Annotated in this window: 15 protein-coding genes and 1 pseudogene; 8 read left to right on the forward strand and 8 right to left on the reverse strand. The window is 62.1% G+C overall.

From position 1 onward, the window contains the following. The first annotated feature begins 12 nt into the window (after positions 1-12). From MKL09_RS21995 to MKL09_RS22005, 3 genes are all read left to right on the forward strand, one after another. Positions 13-1,281, forward strand: coding sequence for an MSMEG_0569 family flavin-dependent oxidoreductase (locus MKL09_RS21995; RefSeq protein ID WP_244023686.1), 1,269 nt, complete (start codon positions 13-15; stop codon positions 1,279-1,281). Between the two features lie 255 nt (positions 1,282-1,536). Further along, on the forward strand, positions 1,537-2,028 hold the full coding sequence (locus MKL09_RS22000) for a Pnap_2097 family protein (protein WP_244023688.1): 492 nt from the start codon (positions 1,537-1,539) through the stop codon (positions 2,026-2,028). A gap of 598 nt (positions 2,029-2,626) precedes the next feature. Next, complete coding sequence (locus tag MKL09_RS22005) at positions 2,627-3,598, forward strand: transporter (protein ID WP_244023690.1); 972 nt, start codon at positions 2,627-2,629, stop codon at positions 3,596-3,598. Positions 3,599-4,180: 582 nt separating this feature from the next. Here MKL09_RS22005 and MKL09_RS22010 read toward each other — a convergent pair. The 3 genes from MKL09_RS22010 to MKL09_RS22020 all read right to left on the reverse strand — a co-directional run bounded on the left by MKL09_RS22010 (position 4,181) and on the right by MKL09_RS22020 (position 5,954). Then, positions 4,181-4,813, reverse strand: coding sequence for a tyrosine-type recombinase/integrase (locus tag MKL09_RS22010; RefSeq protein WP_244023692.1), 633 nt, complete (start codon positions 4,811-4,813; stop codon positions 4,181-4,183). 190 nt (positions 4,814-5,003) lie between these two features. After that, positions 5,004-5,480 carry a bleomycin resistance protein gene (locus MKL09_RS22015; RefSeq protein ID WP_244023694.1) on the reverse strand — a complete coding sequence of 159 codons (477 nt, stop codon included), beginning with the start codon at positions 5,478-5,480 and terminating at the stop codon, positions 5,004-5,006. Positions 5,481-5,555: 75 nt separating this feature from the next. Beyond that, a complete protein-coding gene (locus MKL09_RS22020; RefSeq protein ID WP_244023696.1) occupies positions 5,556-5,954 on the reverse strand; it encodes a VOC family protein in 399 nt (132 codons plus the stop codon). Positions 5,955-6,292: 338 nt separating this feature from the next. Here MKL09_RS22020 and MKL09_RS22025 point away from each other — a divergent pair, with 338 nt between their 5' ends. Together MKL09_RS22025 and MKL09_RS22030 are read left to right on the forward strand one after the other, a co-directional pair. Beyond that, the gene (locus MKL09_RS22025) at positions 6,293-6,988 is read left to right on the forward strand and encodes an MBL fold metallo-hydrolase (RefSeq protein ID WP_244023698.1); all 696 of its coding nucleotides are present in this window, start codon (positions 6,293-6,295) and stop codon (positions 6,986-6,988) included. A gap of 827 nt (positions 6,989-7,815) precedes the next feature. Next, positions 7,816-8,004 carry a hypothetical protein gene (locus tag MKL09_RS22030; RefSeq protein WP_244023700.1) on the forward strand — a complete coding sequence of 63 codons (189 nt, stop codon included), beginning with the start codon at positions 7,816-7,818 and terminating at the stop codon, positions 8,002-8,004. 118 nt (positions 8,005-8,122) lie between these two features. Here MKL09_RS22030 and MKL09_RS22035 read toward each other — a convergent pair whose 3' ends face one another. The 3 genes and pseudogenes from MKL09_RS22035 to MKL09_RS32395 form a co-directional block, all read right to left on the reverse strand. After that, positions 8,123-8,572 carry a MucR family transcriptional regulator gene (locus tag MKL09_RS22035; protein WP_244023702.1) on the reverse strand — a complete coding sequence of 150 codons (450 nt, stop codon included), beginning with the start codon at positions 8,570-8,572 and terminating at the stop codon, positions 8,123-8,125. A gap of 357 nt (positions 8,573-8,929) precedes the next feature. Next, positions 8,930-9,169: a hypothetical protein gene (locus MKL09_RS22040; protein WP_244023704.1), complete on the reverse strand. Its 240-nt coding sequence runs from the start codon at positions 9,167-9,169 to the stop codon at positions 8,930-8,932. 9 nt (positions 9,170-9,178) lie between these two features. Continuing rightward, positions 9,179-9,547, reverse strand: a pseudogene (locus tag MKL09_RS32395) (PAS domain-containing protein); the annotation flags it as partial. 600 nt (positions 9,548-10,147) lie between these two features. Here MKL09_RS32395 and MKL09_RS22045 point away from each other — a divergent pair. Continuing rightward, a complete protein-coding gene (locus MKL09_RS22045; RefSeq protein ID WP_243966913.1) occupies positions 10,148-10,627 on the forward strand; it encodes a PAS domain-containing protein in 480 nt (159 codons plus the stop codon). 551 nt (positions 10,628-11,178) lie between these two features. Here the strand turns inward: MKL09_RS22045 and MKL09_RS22050 are convergent. Continuing rightward, on the reverse strand, positions 11,179-11,403 hold the full coding sequence (locus tag MKL09_RS22050; protein WP_244023706.1) for a phosphate starvation-inducible protein PsiF: 225 nt from the start codon (positions 11,401-11,403) through the stop codon (positions 11,179-11,181). Positions 11,404-12,467: 1,064 nt separating this feature from the next. Here MKL09_RS22050 and MKL09_RS22055 point away from each other — a divergent pair. Then, the gene (locus tag MKL09_RS22055; RefSeq protein WP_244023708.1) at positions 12,468-13,139 is read left to right on the forward strand and encodes a class I SAM-dependent methyltransferase; all 672 of its coding nucleotides are present in this window, start codon (positions 12,468-12,470) and stop codon (positions 13,137-13,139) included. Here MKL09_RS22055 and MKL09_RS22060 read toward each other — a convergent pair. After that, positions 13,084-14,364, reverse strand: coding sequence for a VpsF family polysaccharide biosynthesis protein (locus MKL09_RS22060; RefSeq protein ID WP_313901201.1), 1,281 nt, complete (start codon positions 14,362-14,364; stop codon positions 13,084-13,086). The two genes, MKL09_RS22055 and MKL09_RS22060, sit on opposite strands and share 56 nt — an antisense overlap. Positions 14,365-14,810: 446 nt before the next feature. Here MKL09_RS22060 and MKL09_RS22065 point away from each other — a divergent pair. Beyond that, positions 14,811-16,324, forward strand: a 1,514-nt coding sequence (locus MKL09_RS22065) for a formyl transferase (protein ID WP_244023711.1), incomplete at its 3' end; no start/stop codon positions are given.

Raw genomic sequence — 16,324 nt, forward strand, 5'->3', positions numbered from 1 at the left:
GGAGCCAGAGCCATGACCTCTCCCCCCCGTCACGTCCCCGTCGCCATCGTCGGCGCGGGCCAGGCCGGCCTCTCGGTCAGCTACCACCTCAAGCAGAGTGGGATCGACCATCTTCTCTTCGAGAAGGAGACCGCAGCGCATACCTGGGCGAGCCAGCGCTGGGACACGTTCTGCCTCGTCACGCCGAACTGGCAATGCGACCTGCCGGCTCATCGCTACGATGGCCCGGATCCGGACGGGTTCATGAAGAAGGACGAGATCGTTGCCTACCTCAAGGCCTTCGTGGCCAAGGTGAACCCGCCGATCCGCGAAGGGGTCGCGGTCACCCGTGTCGAACGGCGCGACGATGGCATCTTCTCGGTCCAGACCTCGGACGGCGACTACACGGCAAACGAGGTCGTCGTGGCCTCTGGCGGCTACCACACCCCGATCATCCCGCGCATGGCCGAGAAGCTGCCGGCCGCGATCACGCAGATCCACTCGAACCAGTACCGCAACTCGGCCCAACTGCCTGAAGGCGAGGTGCTGGTGGTCGGCTCGGGTCAGTCCGGCGCGCAGATCGCCGAGGACCTGCACCTCGCCGGCCGCACGGTGCACCTGGCCGTGGGCGATGCGCCGCGCTGCGCCCGCTTCTATCGCGGACGCGACGTCGTCACGTGGCTCGCCGACATGGGCTACTACGAGATGACCGTCGACAACCATCCCCTGCGCGACGGCGTTCGCGACAACACCAACCACTACGTGACTGGCCGTGACGGGGGCCGCGACATCGACCTACGCCGCTTCGCTACCGAAGGCATGGCGCTCTACGGCGTGCTGGAAGACTACATCGACGATGCGTTCCGCTTCTGCGACAACCTCAAGCGCTCGCTCGATCAGGCCGACCGGACCTACAACGGCATCAACGCGGCCATCGACAAGTACATCGCTGAGAATGGCGTCGAGGCGCCAGCGCAGGAGCACTACACGCCCGTCTGGGAGCCGAGCGAGCCGGTGACCAGCCTCGCGCTCGAAGGGTCCGGCATCACCAGCATCGTCTGGTGCATCGGCTTCACCCCTGACTTCCGCTGGTTGGACGCCTCCGTGTTCAACGGTGCTGGCAGCCCTAAGCACAAGCGCGGCGTCACGAAGGAGGACGGGGTTTACTTCATCGGCCTGCCCTGGCTGAACACCTGGGGCTCAGGCCGGTTCGGTGCGGTCGGCCGCGACGCCGAGTACGTCGTGCAGGCGATCCAGAAGCGCCTTGGAGTTGAGCGGTTCGCCCTAAAATTCGCGGTTTGAACAAGGCAAGCGAGGCATCGTCCATGTCTCGAAAACACATTCAACAAAGGTGGGTCGCTGAGCCTTCAATGAGTTCAGCCACCCGACCTCGCTCTCTCGCCAGGAGAAGGTCGTTGAGCTTGCACATGAGACCGTACGGGGTTGGTTCGCCTATAACGGATGTAAGCCATTACATTCTGGGCATGACACATCTTTGCCCAAACGGGCTTTCGGAAGTCTGGCTCTGAAAAAGATTTAGGACATCGACATCGGAATTTGATTGCCAAAGCCCTGGACAATTCGGCCACCGGATTTGGCACTGCGGGCGAGCCGCCTGTCTATGCTGCGTTTCGAGAGATTGACTTAAACGGAGGCAATCTTGGCATCGTGAGAGAGAACGAAGCATTAGCCGTTCACTCGACGGTCACGCATCTATCGGAGACACGGGTCGTCAGCCGCTACATCATGGCGTGCCACGATCAGCTAGTCGCGGACGTAAGCATGACCTCCGTGTTCGTGAGGCGCCAGGCTGAGAACGTCAACGCTTCCATCCTCCGGGTCAGGATCGGTGATCGAGGAAAATTCTCGACCTTGATCAAGAACGCACCGCAGAACTCGGGACAAAGCGGACAAAAATCACCGCACGACAATCTCGGCGAGTTGGATTTAGGATCCATTGCCATTGAGACCTGTCCTCATGCCGACTTCAACGGCGCAGGACTTCTATGCTTCAGCACTTTCATTGCGGCGGTTGATCGCGCTGAATGACGTCTTTTCGGCAAGAGAAGACCGCTGTACGCAACCCAGCGGCGACGGGCCGTCTTCCATTCAAGTATCGAGGTCAGTGGCGACCTCGTCGTCAGGATCCTCGCCTTACGACAGGGGGCGACCTGCCACCATCGTGCCCTGCTCTGCAGATCAGCAGATGGCAAGCTTCTTGCCGAGGTCCAGACCCATCGTGCCGAATGATAAGCCACGGTAGTCGCTCGCATTGCGGGTCGCGGTCGTCAACGTCGCGGGCGCAGTTGCACGTCACACAACCGCTCGCGCAGAGGCCTTGTTTGCTCACGTCCCGAGCAGCTCGGGAGGCGCATGGCTTTTGTCACTCGGTCGATAGAGCCCTCACCTCCCCTATGTGTTTTTGTTGCAACATGGGCAGATCTTCGCGCCTCAATCACGAATTTGACAGTAGACTCAAAGTAATAACGTGGCACACTCATGAAGTCATAGGAAATGCGTACAAATTGATCGTGTTTCCATACAATCAAGACCGTGCGGTCCAACAACACAACCGACCGATACCTGCGTCGACGCCGCTCGACGGACGGGAGCGCTTGGCCCGCGTCCGGCAAAAAGGGGATTGAGGATGGTGAACAGGATCACGGCGACGCTCGCGGGAGCCGCGACCGTCGCTTTGAGTGCGACCGCGGCCTTCGCGCAGTCGACCACAGTTCCAGGCGAGCAGGTCGGCCTCGCCGCCGGTGCGCCGCTGCCCGAGGGCCTCTACGCGGTCGACACGTTCGTCTATCGCCGCACCGATCAGCCGTTCTCGCCCGACACCGCGATCAACGTCCCGTTTCTGCTCTGGTCGACGCCGCTGACGCCGCTCGGCGGCCGCATCGAGGCGCTCGTCGCTCAGCCCACGGTCTTCGCCTTTACGCGTAATGGCGCCGGCCAGCGTAACAAGGACATCTCGGTCAACGTCGGTACCTTGCTGGCCGGCATCTGGGCGTTCGATCTCGGCGGCAACTTCGGCGTGAGCTTCCTGGGCGGCGTTCACCTGAACGACCTCGATGCTGGCCGCGGCTCGCTCGGCACCGGTCTGAGCGGTACGCCAGTGCTGCCGCAGTTCTCCTCGAACACCTATCGCTTCGGCGTTGCGGGCAGTTACACCGGAGACGGCTGGAACATCACCGCCAACTTAACGGGGAACGTCTACGACACACCCGGCCGCTTCGGCGGTCCGGTCGGCGCCGCCATAGGCCCGATCCGCCTCTCGGACGCGATCCTGCTAGATCTGACCGCTACCAAGAAGTTCGGCAACTTCGAGATCGGTCCCATCGCCTACGGCACCTACAACTTCGACATCAGCCAGTTCAGCGCGGCGTACAATAACCGTGGTCGCTTCGCCGTCGGCGGCCTCGTCGGCTACGATTTCAAGGCTTTCACCGTTCAAGCCTATGTCGCTCGCGACGTGGTTACCGGCGCGCAGTACACGAACGCGTTGGGCCGGACACGCGACAACTACTCAACCGACGGCTTCATCCGGTTCATCGTTCCGCTCTACACGCCGCCCGCCGCTGCGCCTGTCGTGACGCCGCTGGTGCGCAAGGGCTGAACGGACACGCTTACGCGCCGCAGGCCGCCCATGGCCACGGCGCACACAGGATCGAAGTGCAAATCCTTCCCAGGGTCCATGCTTCGATAGGGGCCGAGCGGCCCGGTCTCAACAGCTAAACCCGCTCGGCCCCGCTTCTTGATGGCGAATTTCGGCGCTGATACTTCCGACGTCTTGATCGTGACCGGTCGCTGCCTGCGGGAACCGTTATGGCAGGCGCAGGGAGGGTGATATAGTTGAAGCGGCCGCCTCCGGGCCCGCTTGCGGTAACAGTTCAAGGCCGACGACTGCATCGAGAGCGGGCTAATGAGACGAGCTTGTCAGCGAGCGAAGTCAGCTTGAGTCAAGCGGGCGCGTCGTACTCATCCATTCTTTGCGCCAAGAGCCGATACTGTGTGACGAGCGGCCATTCTGTTGGCTTCATGCAATAGGCCGGAAGCGGTAAGATCCAGGCCTTTTATCAGGCTTGAGCTGATGTCCGCTTCGGAGAAGCCGCCAAACGCCATTGAATGGCCGAGATGGGCGCACTGCTGTCTGGCTGGTTCTGAAGCCCCTCGACACTGGAGCCGAGGGGCCAAGCGCTCAAATTTCAGTCCCCTCGGCCAGGATCAGTGCATCCTCGACGTCAACACCGAGGTACCTGACCGTGCTCTCGATCTTGGTATGGCCGTGCAGAATTTGGACAGCACGCAGGTTGCCGGTCCGCTTGTAGATCAACGACGCCTTCGTCCGGCGCAGGGAATGGGTCCCGTAGTCCTCGCTTCGCAGCCCGATGCCTGTGACCCACTCATCGACCAGGCGCGCATACTGCCGGGTGCTGATATGCGTGACGCTGTCGAGCCTGCTCGGGAAGGTATAGTCGTCGAGCGTTCCGCCTCTGGCCTCCAGCCAGGCCAGGATGCTGGTACGGGCGGGTTCTAGCAATTCGAACTGCACCGGTCGGCCGGTCTTTTGCTGGATGACGATGGCCCGGCTACGGACGCGCCCCCCGCTGACGAAGTCGCCGATCTTCAGCTTGACGATGTCGCAGCCGCGCAGTTTGCTGTCGATGGCAAGATCGAACATCGCGCGGTCGCGTAAACGTCGTTCGCGGTCGAGCCAGAACCGGATGGCCCAGACCTGCTGAGGTTTGAGGGCGCGTTTGGCGCCAAGCTTGCGGCCGGCGTTCCAGGCCGGTCGCCCTTTCGTGGCCGGATCGTGTGCAGAGTGTCCCATCGTCTGTCTCCTCGCCGGCCCTTTGCCGACAAGGCGAGGAGACACCCGAACCGAGGCTCTGGAGATGGAGGGCGTATGCGGACGGCCTGCTACCGACCCAACCCGGCCGCTTGGAGTGCCCTGGGGCGCTTCCCAGAAGCGGTCGCTCGTCAGCCGCCCAGCGACTTCGGCTCGGGGTGTGCAACGGGTGCTACTCCGGTTGCCTCTGCCCGAGTTGCTCGGCGAGGCGGACCAGATACCCGTCAGGGTCTTGAACGAGGAACTCCCGCTGGCCGCCCTCCACCGGACCTGTCCGATACCAAGCCTCCCTCGGCTCTTCGAACAGCGGCCACTGCGCGCGGTCGAGCGTTGCAAGGATCGGTCCTAGCCTGTCGACCATGATTTGAAAGTTCACCCCACGTCCGTAGGGACGATCCAGGGCACCCGTCAGCCAGCGACCATTGTGCTGACAAAGCATGATTTGAGCGCCGCCCCGTTCTATGTAGGCGAAGCGCGCAGCCGGTCGATCAAAAGCGATCCTGAAGCCGAGCAGGTCGCACCAGAACCGCAAGCTCGCATCAAGGTCGCTGACGTCCAGTTCTGGCGTCAGAGCCGCAAAGCCGCTTTCCGGTGGGTGACCGGAGCCGGAGGAGCGAGCGCGTTCGGCCGGATTTGCAAGCGTTTCCATGATGCGGATGAGGTCATGGTCTGGCGGAAGCGGTCAAGGGCGGAGAAGGATCGCGTCAAAACCAACAATGACTTTTCAGCCCGGCTCGTGGCAGACCACACATAACTTGTTGCCGTCCGGATCGCGGAAGTAGGCTCCGTAGTAGTTCGGGTGATAGTTCGACCGAAGCCCAGGCCGTCCCTCGTCCTCCCCTCCGTTAGCCAGCGCCAAGGCATGGCAGCGGTCAACCATTTCACGTGACTGCGCCAAGAACGCCGTCATAGGCCCGTTGCCTGGGTCGAGGTGCTGCTTGTTCCAGGGCCAGCCGACGATGAACAAGGGGCGCTCAGCATCCCTGGGCTTCCAAGCGATCCATCCGTCCGCCAGTTCGATGTTGCGGATTTGGAGGCCCAGCTCACGTAGCAGCGGCCCGTAGAAGTCATGAGCTCTCTGCAGATCCGACACGCCCACATGAATATGTGACAGGAAGGACATGCCACGGTCTCCGAACGCAGTGCTCGTTATCGCTCGGACAGGTTTCGGCCGCAAAGGGTCACCAGCGAGCGCGGGGAGACGTCCGCTTTCATGCGTTGCCGCCCGGAAGTTGACCGTCGCAAATCCACTCAGAGCGGTCATTCCGCTGTCGACCCAACCCGGTCGCCGGAAGCGCTGTCGGCGTATCCACAAAGCGGACGTTCGTCAGCCGCTCGGCAACTTCACCTCGGGGTGGCTTTCGGACGTTGGTCATCCGGCGCGAAGCGGACGTACCGCATCCGATCCTTCTCGGACCGTGCCTGCTAAGCTAAGAACGAGGGCGGCAAGCGGATCTGATCGTGGCGTTCAAGAAGATCATCGACGGCGCCTACCTCGTGCCGATGGGCAACGCCAACGCGGTGCTGCTCGACGCTGAGGGAGATCTCGTCCTCATCGATGCGGGGTTCCCCGGTAAGGCTGACCTCGTGCTTCACGCGATGAGCAAGCTTGGGCACAAGCCCAGCGACCTGAAGCACCTCGTCTTCACGCACGGCCACCCTGATCACATCGGCAGCGCCGCTGCGCTCGTGCAGGCGACCGGCGCACGGACATACATGCACGCAGCCGATGTACAGCTTGCCGAGAGCGGCGGTCCGTTCCGGCCGATGACGCCAGGACGGGGCTTGCTGCCGTCCATCCTGTTCCGCCTCGTGTGGAAGCCCGACGAGCGCATGGAGCCTTTCCGCATCGACCAGCACATCGCCGATGGGGAGACGCTGCCGCTCGCAGGTGGGCTGCGGGCCGTTCACCTCCCTGGCCATTGCGCGGGTCAGGTTGGATTTCTGTGGCAAGGACAGCGGCTGCTCATCGCCGGGGACGTGTTCATGAACAACCTCGGCCTCGACGATCCGGTAGGCTTTGAGGACGAGGCGGAGGGGCGGCATAGCCAGCGCAAGCTTGCCTCTCTCGCACCACAGGCGGTCTGCTTCGGCCATGGCAGGGCTATCACGAAGGATACGATCGCCCGGCTTGAACGCGCCGTGGCCCGACGCTGAGGCCGCAAGCCTCCCTTCAACGGAGGTCCCTAAACCACCCGTGCCGGTCGTTAATCCTTGCCCTACTGAGCGGCCAGCAAGGGGACGTTCCCAGCTTCTGCAAAGGGTCGTGAGCGGTCCCCGCGGCTATGTCTCCTTCGATGCATCCGCTCTCTGGAAGCGGATGGGCAGGAAACCACCCATCCCGGTCATAGGCCTCTGCCTCATCGACGACTTGGAAGCGGACCTCCCCAGGACGCACAATGGCTCGCAGACGACCTCGGAACGTCACGGCGCGTCTGGTTCCGGAGCGTGCCCTTATGCGAACGATCTGAAGGCGGGTCGCTTCGGCGTCGCTGGCAGGGCCGGGGCCGACCGATTTCGCTGCAGCAGGCGCGGTAGATGTTCGACCCGGGCAAATTCTAAGGGATGCTGCGCGGCGCGGGGGTGCGAGGCCAGGTTCGCGGGTCGTAGGTCTGGCCGTGCTGCGCGGGCATAGGTTTAAGGTGGCGGGCGGTGGCGTATGTCGAGACGGACCCTCCCGTCTGATCGGCACGTTGAACCAGATGCACGCCCAGCCCTCGTCCAACCCTGATCGCCTCGCCCTGACGGAGTCGGCCCTCGCGGCCGCCGATAGCGTCTGGCGTGCAGAGATGCGCCGGAACTACGGGCCGGATGGGGTCCTGACCTACGCCTACGCTCCTGAGGGCCAGGGAGAACTCGGGACATCGCTCCGGCAGACCTATGAAGCTCGGCGTGTCGCTGTTGCGCTGTGGCGGCACGAGCGCCACCGAGGCTGAGCGACGGATAGCATTGCGAGGCTATTGCGGGGCCTCTACAGCCCGCCGATGTCCGACAAGCTCAACGCCCTCCTCGAACGCCTAAAGGCGCATCAGCGCACGCTCATTCTGGCGATGGCCGAACACGATGGGCTGCCGGCCGGAAGCGCCCTGCGCCAGGTTGCTGAGCTGGAGAATGTTATCGCCGCCGTCGAGGCCGTTGCGGGTGAGGAAGCAGATCGCGTCCGACGAATTTGATGCCCTCGCTGGCCGACGCTGCAAGCAGGCTCACGGTAGACCACGGCAGCGTGTGATCATAGGCTCGGTCGGGCCGTGCGAGCTGCAGCATCGCGGCGGCCAGTCCCGGCCTGTCTGATCATGCTGCTTTCCGCTTCCTCAGTTGACGCTCGGCTTGACCACCAGGGCGCCCAAGGCCAATCGCCTTCGCGAGAGCCGACCGCTTTTCGGCATAGCTTGGGGCGACCATCGGGTAGTCAGCCGGCAAGCCATACTGCTCGCGGTAGCCCCGCGGGTCGAGGCCGCGGCTGGTGAGGTGACGCTTGAGCGTCTTGTAGGTCTTGCCGTCGATGAAGCTGACGATCCCGTCGGGGCGGATCGACTTGCGGATCTGGGCGTCGCTCGGCTTCTCAACCTCGGACGCCGGCACTAGGCCGCCCGGCTTCAGAGCATTGAGGGCCGTGTGGATGCTCTCGATCAGCTTCGGAAGCTCGACGGCGGGGACTGAATTCTTCGTGACGTAAGCGGAGACGATTTCGCCGGTAAGCTCAGCCAAATTCGAGCCGACATTCTGAATATCTTCGATCATTGCGGCATACTTTCATTTTTTTATTGGACACTCCTCATCACAAATTAGTTTTCATAAAAAATTATGCTAATAAACGCGACTTACGACCGCATGTATCGGCTAAAGTGACGCATCTGTCGAGCTAAATACTCTCTTGCAGACTGGAAGCATGATCGAGGGCCGCACGGCCGCGATGGCCCGGATTAGGTGCACAGGGCAAGGCACAAGCTTCTATCGTTCCGAGCATGATCGTCAGCGCTCCGGGTGCCTGCATCAGCCGCTGATAAGGAGTAACGGCGGAGTACATGGGTCAGCGGTTAGCAACTGACTGCAAAGTGTATTACTATCTGTGGTTATCAGCTGAGCTAATCATCTCCGTCAATGCAGGTTCGAGGGCCGCTCGTCGTCCTGCAAAAGTGCGAGTTCTTGACCAATCGCCAAGAGCAACTCATCCATCTTTTGCCGAAGGAGCGGCGAGCCGTGCTGCAAGATCGCCTCACGGGCCTCTAAACAGCGGTCTGCGGCTTGGATGATCGCGTTCTCCTCGTGCACGGCAGGGCGGGCGACATACCCCTCACCCGCGTCACCGGCCTCCCGGCTCTCAGTGATGTCGATCATGATGCCTCGACAGCGTAGGGGTCGCCCATCTTCCCCACGATAGATCCGACCTCGGCAAAGGAGCCAGCGTATGCCTAAGTCCGGGCATACAACCCGATACTCGGTCAAAAACAGGCCACCGCTTAGCGTCTCAAGGATCATGTCGCGCATCATCCACTCGCGATCTGCAGGATGGACGTTGGCGATCGCTGCGTGCCCCCTCACGGGATGGCCGGCGAGGCTACGGTCACCCGTGTGCAGAGCCGCAGCTTCCTCATCATAGTACACGCAGCGGTTTAGAAGGTCCCACTCCCAAGTGCCGACGACCCCCGAAGCGACAAGGCTGGTTCGCAATTCCTGAGGACGGGCCAGGTTCTTTGGGGCGGTCCGCTTGGGCATCCAGTGCGCCTCCTCAGGACCGACATCATCGGCCGCGCACAATCAGGCTTAGCTGAGGCCATGCACCCGTGTCGATTGCAATTTAGTTTATGCTTGCAACCAGTGGGACTTATGGGCCAGATGCCGGCAGGATCGATAGCCGAGGAGCATCATGGGCAGGAAGGCTTGCAAAGCTGCGTCTCAATGCCTTGGCGAGACTAGCCCTAAACCCAAAGGCTCTGTCTCTTCGGCAGCTGCTGAGCGCTTGAAAACTATCGCATCATCTCTGAACATGCCAGTCGAGACGTTCCGAATGACACATTCGGTCGCACAAATTCCCAAGAATTTTAAATCATTCCATGAAGAAACTGAAGAACTTCTACGTCTATATTTTGCCATTGATGATGTGGCGTTACGGTTGAATTTTTTAGAAATACTTAAAATCGCTCCGTCAACGACAAAGGCCGTCAAATACTAATTGTAAAGCTCACATTAATTAATCGCATACCTCACAACATTGCATCCTGCTCTGCCGGTGAACCGAACGGCATTTACGCAGTTGACCGTCATGCGTTGCTCATGAGGGTCGCACGTCTTGCAAGCCATTCGCATTCTCGCCCCGTGACAGCGCTCGAACTGATCCGGGCCTTTGGCCACGATGCTGCGGTCGGCATCGTCGTCACGGAAGTGACGATCGATCCCCCTGGCCCGATCATCCTCTATGCCAATCCCGCCTTTTCGCGGTTGGTTGGACGCGACCTCGGCCAAATCATCGGGCGCAGCCCACGCTTCATGCAAGGCAAGGAGACACGCGAGGAAACGCTCGATGTCTTTCATCGCGCCTTAGCGGCCGGCGAGCGCTTCCACGGCTACCTGACCAACTACCGCGGGAATGGCACCAAGTACCGTGCCGAGATCGATTGTCGTCCCTTGTGTGATACGACAGGTAGGATCGAGGGCTTCGTCGCCTTCGAGCGGGAGGTGATCAGACGCGTCGGTCGGCCCGCTTCCGGTGCTGCGGGTCGCTATGAGCCCGTCGGGGTAAGCTCTGATCCACTGGCCGGTGTCCTACAAGCGCTCTCGGTGTTCGGGGAAGCGTAAGCGGAATGCTGGTGGGCTGGCCGACGCTCTCGGCCACCTCGCGGCCTTCTGCCAGCGCTGCCACATGATCCACGACGGGCCAGAGCACCAACGTCGGCGGCGGCGCACGCTGTTCCGACGCAAGGCGATGGGCGACCTGTTCGGTGGTCCCTACGCCTGACACCGAGTCTTCTTCAGGTGGTCGCAGAGGGATGGGCACCGCGGTGGGTGCAGAGGTCCTGATACACCTTCAGGATGTTGTAAAGTATCAAGGTTTTTCCGGCACAGTGGCGGGCCGTTTGTGTTAAGGAACCCGATGATGCATTGGGCTGCCGTTGTCCTCGCCGCCTACGCCGTCGGCTGTGTCGAGTTCTGGCGCATGTGTGAAACTGCGCCGACTTCTGAGGAAGAAGTAGGCGAAACCGCTGCTTAGGCCGCGCGAGTTTGCATCTCCTGCGACACGGCTTACAGTGGCTCTATCCGGACCCTTCGATTTGGAGCCAATCGAGTTGATGTCGTGTGCCAGAGCCGCTTAGGCATCCGGCATACCCGGATCGCGGCCGCGACGACATTCAGGCCTTGCGCGTCTTGCCATGCAGACCCTGCTTATCGGCCTCTGCCGAGCATTCTTTCGACTTGGCCGTGCGGGCCGCTTTGGGTGCATCGGACTTCATCGCCGGTACGGACGCAGCCGCGCCGGGCACCATGCTAGGTGTGTTCGTCGCCCCTTGCGCATTGGCGGGAGCGACGAGGAAAAGACTGCTCGCGACCAACGAAACGGCGAGGGTGAGCTTCATGATGGAATGCTCCTGTAAGCCGCCTGAAACAGCTTCACGATAACCTGCGTTCCGCCACACACGGATCAGTGATTGGTCACTTGATCCATACTATCGCGCTCGACGGGCGCTCGGCTTCGGACTCCCAGAGGTTTCGCTTGGCGCGAGTCTTACTCGCAACAGCGAGATCGCCGCCGCGGTCGCGGATCACAACCCAAGCGCGAAAATCTTCTGAACCTTCCACCTCAAGCGCTATTAACCCAGATCAAGAGTGGTTCGAGGGCCACTCACTTTCCCATCAGGTTCAGACCCGCGTTCCGCATGCGAACTGTTGACCCGTACACGCCTTCCGTCGGCTCCTCACATGATCCGGTACTGCACGGTGTAGCCTCCGGATTGGCGGATCTATTCCCCCCAGTCGACCACCCTGTAGGCTTCGCGGACGGGTCTCAGGACACTCCCAACGTCACCGCAGAGCCAACTTCGATCTTGGAGGATACCTCAGACGGCGGGATGTGACCACACCGCTACCGACCAGTCCCCGTTGACGCGCTGTTAAGCACCAAGCCGCAGCATCGATGCGCGACCGGGCCCTGCGGTTCGAACGTCCACAGAGCAGCGCTACGGCTCCCAAAACAGGGCTTCAGCGCGGCCTCGTGAGCGTCGTCGCATAAGGGCCCGCCCCTGGCCCCCGGGGCGGGCCTTTGTCGTTCTCTATCACCGATGATCTGGGGGCCTGAGCCGGCGCTTCCGGTGTCCAGCTCTCCCATGCTTTGCCAGGCTGTCCCTGCCTATGCCTGCCCTCGGCGTGACACGGACTTCGTATTTTCAGCGATTGGTTGGAGAGAGGCAGTTTGCACGTAAGACGAGTGCGCTTGGCCCCCTCGTGCTGACTTCGGACTGCTGATGCCCCTCCTGTAGGGCTTAGTAGCGGTTCTGGCAGCATGTGCTGCGTAAAGCATGATCTGTTTTAGCTGGCGTATCCCACTCCCAAAGGGTCGATATAGAGGTGCCATCTCTAGACAGGCGCTCGCGATCCGAGGAAGCTCAATCCAACCTTCTTATTGCGTGGAAAAGAGTTGGACATGGATCCTTGGGTTGCGTTCGTCGATGCTCTCTCGGGACGGTTTCGCCGCCGCCGCAGTCGTGTGCTGCGTGAGCGCTGCCCGGATTTGCCGCGTCTGCGCGTGCTCGACCTCGGTGGATCACGCCATTTCTGGGAGCAAATGCCGGAGGACATGATCCCGGCGGATCTGACGCTTCTAAACATCGAGGACGATGGCTCAGCTCGCAGCCACACCGGTAGGCTGCAGGCCCTGAAGATCGAGCTCTACGACGGTACCCGGATCCCATATCCAGATAGCCATTTCGACGTTCTGATCTGCAACTCGGTCATCGAGCACGTGCCGCCCGAGCAGCGGGCCCATTTCTGCAGCGAAGTGCGTCGCGTCTGCAAACGCTACTTCGTCCAGACACCGGCCTACGCGTTCCCGATCGAACCACACTTCGTTCTGCCGGCGATCCACTGGCTGCCGCGTCCTTACGGGCGGCGCTTCATCCGCTTCGGCCTATGGGCGCTGCTCAGCCGGCCGACGCCGGAGAAGATGCAGTCCTACTTCGACAACACCCATCTGCTTCGTGCGCGGGATATGCGGGCCCTACTGCCCGACGCCCAACTCGTGCGCGAGCGCCTGTTCGGCTTCACGAAGTCCTATACAGCGCACGGCCACGGCCGCGGCGCTCTCCAGGGCGCCTGACCTGAGCTGGCTCACGACCACCTTCAGGGGCGGTCGCGAGCCGGTTCACCGGGAACAGGACGATCAGCATCAGGGCGAACTTGGCCAGCATCGTGGTCTTGCCGGCTAGGCCCTCGAAGGTGTTGACCAGGATCACGAACGCCAGGATCGGCAGCCAGACCCCACGTCGGCACCCTCGGGCGACCTCGGCGAGGTAGAGCCCGACAGCCAGGACGAGCAACGCCGTCACCAAGACGCCGTGATAGAGCACGTCCGAGATGATCGAGTTCTCGATGCCCCATTCCAAGCCGTAGATCCGCCGCAGGGTGCTTACCTGCAGGAGGTCGGGTGCCAACAGCAGCTGCCGGAACGGGATAGCGTCGAAGATCGCCAGCATGTCGACCCGAGCCTGGGCGCTGCCGCCGTCGGAGACAAACCGGCTTAGAAGGGTGTCGAAGAAACCCACGGTAGCCAGGATAGCCACGAGCACCGGCGCCATCGTCAGCGCAAAGCATGCGCATGCCGCCCCAGCCAGCGGGATCCGATTGTTGCGTAGCGTTCGGTTGAGGGTCACGAGCCCAACCATTCCACCAAAGACTAGGGTTGTCACCGTGGCTGCCCGCCCACCAAACGTGACGAGGGCTACGAGTTGCAGGGCGATCATCGCGGCCCGGAAGGCTGGCGCGAGCCTCCCGCCGCCCATGGCAAGGGATAAGACGTAACAGGCCGTCACCGTCGCGTTGGTAAGTGGGTGGCCCTGGAGCGCGGCCGAGCGCGTGTCGGTCTCAAACGCCATGCCATCCATGCGGAACGGAAAGAAGCGCTGGCCGCTGGCGAACTCAAACAGTCCCAGCAGGGCATTGGCGAGCATGACGAAATGAAAGACGTTCTCCAGCCGTCCCAACGTGGCGGCATCGCGATCCATGAGCAGGATCGGGACGAGACCGGCCAGCACGAAGGTATCGATCGAGCCAGCCAGCCCGGTTCCACCGCGGGCTGCGATCAATACGAGGAGCAGCACGCCGCAGATTGCCAGCAGCACGCAGGCCGGCTTGCGGTTTAGGGCCTGCACCACAGGGATCACGGGATTGCCGGCGCGTAGCATGCCCCAGCCGCACATGGCGATCGCCAGATAGGTCGTCGGGTGGATCTTCGATGTGGGCGATCCGGTAATCCCCTCGTAGTTGAACCCCAGCGTCCACAGCAGGCCGCCGGACAGCCCGACGAGTAGCAGCGTGAAAATCACGAACGTCAGCGGTTCGGCGCGCGTGGCTCCGCGTAAGGTTGTTCTCGATCGCGACCACGACGCGCGCCGACGCGCGAAGCCGGCGGGTTGGGCAGTCCTCACGCGCCAAGCCTTCTTGGCATGAGAAGCCCGGAAACTGGCGCGAGTTGGGCCGCGACAGCGCTGTTATGGTCGATCAGTCCCACGATCAGTCACCATCGTATCCAGCCGAGCGTATTCCAGCGGCCTCTACCCGCTTCCGGAATAGCCGCTTAGACTGATGGAAATCCCTAAAAACCGCCCATGGGGTGCAGGTATCAGCGGCGATCACTGGGTATCTGGTAAACGCTCCGCAGCAAATTCCTCTTCAGCGTTGGCGGTTATCAATCTTGTTACCGATTGGTCGGTAGAGCGCACCCTTAGCCGACATTCGGTGGGTTGAAGCGCTAAGTGGAGACGTGCTCATCATGCATGTGAGAGTTCGTCTGGACGGCGCGCGATCACGCCGTTGGCACACCGCGCTGTTGCAGCGGATCTCTGATACGCCCGGAGTTGAGGCTGTCAGCGTCGATATCGCCACAGGTCCAAAGGGTTGGCCCTCCAGCGCCGATCTGTTGTTCCGGCTTGAGGCGCTGGTCTACGGGCTAAACCTGGGCGGGTCGTTGAACCTACCGCCGGCCGATTTGGCAGCTTGGGCCCGCCCCATGGCCGCCGATCTCGTGCTCGATCTTTGTGGTGATGCAGTCGCCGCTTGTCCCGTGTGGCGCCCGGCCTACGATGGCGGCATCGGTGAAAACGGCCTGCTTATGAGCCTCCTCGCCGGACGTGTGCCGCAGCTTGAACTCATCCAAGACGAACGTGTCGTGGCTTCCGGCATCCTGGGGACGGACCATCGAGGCTCGATAGCCATATCCTTCGAGGACGCTCTAGCACGAACAACTACGGTGATTACAGCCGCGCTTACGAACCGGCTGAGTGGCCGTCCCGAAGAGGGGATTAGGGCGGATCTGGTTCAGTGTGTCGCCCCCGCCCTTCCTGCCAGAGCTCTTGGTAGGCGTTCAGCCCGACTGCTTGCTAGGAACGTGGCCAGCCGGCTGTACAGGCTCTGCTACAATGCTCCGCATTGGCGTACCGGATGGCGCCGCCTCGACGGTCCAGACTTATTTGACCTCGGCCGTCATCCCGATACCGGCTGGAACACCTTGCTGGATGACGCGCGTCGGTTCTATGCCGATCCCTTCCCGCTGGCTTTCGCCGGTAGCACGCACGTCTTCGTGGAGGAGTTCCCGCACGCCACGGGCAAGGCGATCATCTCGGCCGTCCGCTTCGGCCCGGATGGCCCAGAGGGCACGCCGGTTCCGGTGCTGGAGGAGCCCCATCACCTATCCTACCCGTTCGTGTTCGAGCGCGACGGCGAGGCCTGGATGGTGCCAGAGAGTTCCGCGGCGGGCACGGTCGATCTCTACCGGGCGACGCGCTTCCCCGGAGGCTGGGTCAAGGAAGCCACGCTGCTCTCGGGCGTAGTGGCCAGCGATGCAACTCTGGTCGAACATGCCGGCCACTGGTGGATATTCGCGACCGTGCGAGATGCTGGTCCGAGCGCCCCGCTTGGGTCGGGGTCTTACCACGATGCGCTCCACATCTGGTCGGCGCCCGATTTCCGCGGCCCCTACACAGCTCACCCGGGCAATCCCGTATTGATCGATCCCTCGACCGCTCGCCCGGCTGGACGGATCGTCGAACGTGGCGGTCATCTGATCCGCCCTGTACAGGACTGTTCTCAGGGCTACGGCCGAGCTCTGGGTCTGGCACGGATAGACCGCCTCGACCCTGACGGGTTCGCGCAGACCATCGTCAGCCGGATCACACCCGGTCCGGCCTGGCCAGGCAACTGCCTCCACACCCTGAATGCCGGTGGCGGTATCGAGTGCATCGACGGATCGGCCCGCGCTTCCCGTATCAAGGCGATGATCGGTGGCAG

The organism is Methylobacterium sp. J-048 (assembly GCF_022829515.1).
Taxonomy (GTDB): Bacteria; Pseudomonadota; Alphaproteobacteria; order Rhizobiales; family Beijerinckiaceae; genus Methylobacterium.

What these genes read in the sequence shown, in the direction of transcription:
- MKL09_RS22010 (WP_244023692.1), bottom strand. Translation starts at nt 4,813, where the DNA reads ATGGGACACTCTGCACACGATCCGGCCACGAAAGGGCGACCGGCCTGG.
- MKL09_RS22015 (WP_244023694.1), bottom strand. Translation starts at nt 5,480, where the DNA reads ATGGAAACGCTTGCAAATCCGGCCGAACGCGCTCGCTCCTCCGGCTCC.
- MKL09_RS22005 (WP_244023690.1), top strand. Translation starts at nt 2,627, where the DNA reads ATGGTGAACAGGATCACGGCGACGCTCGCGGGAGCCGCGACCGTCGCT.
- MKL09_RS22050 (WP_244023706.1), bottom strand. Translation starts at nt 11,403, where the DNA reads ATGAAGCTCACCCTCGCCGTTTCGTTGGTCGCGAGCAGTCTTTTCCTC.
- MKL09_RS22055 (WP_244023708.1), top strand. Translation starts at nt 12,468, where the DNA reads ATGGATCCTTGGGTTGCGTTCGTCGATGCTCTCTCGGGACGGTTTCGC.
- MKL09_RS22030 (WP_244023700.1), top strand. Translation starts at nt 7,816, where the DNA reads ATGTCCGACAAGCTCAACGCCCTCCTCGAACGCCTAAAGGCGCATCAG.
- MKL09_RS22020 (WP_244023696.1), bottom strand. Translation starts at nt 5,954, where the DNA reads ATGTCCTTCCTGTCACATATTCATGTGGGCGTGTCGGATCTGCAGAGA.
- MKL09_RS22040 (WP_244023704.1), bottom strand. Translation starts at nt 9,169, where the DNA reads ATGATCGACATCACTGAGAGCCGGGAGGCCGGTGACGCGGGTGAGGGG.
- MKL09_RS22035 (WP_244023702.1), bottom strand. Translation starts at nt 8,572, where the DNA reads ATGATCGAAGATATTCAGAATGTCGGCTCGAATTTGGCTGAGCTTACC.
- MKL09_RS21995 (WP_244023686.1), top strand. Translation starts at nt 13, where the DNA reads ATGACCTCTCCCCCCCGTCACGTCCCCGTCGCCATCGTCGGCGCGGGC.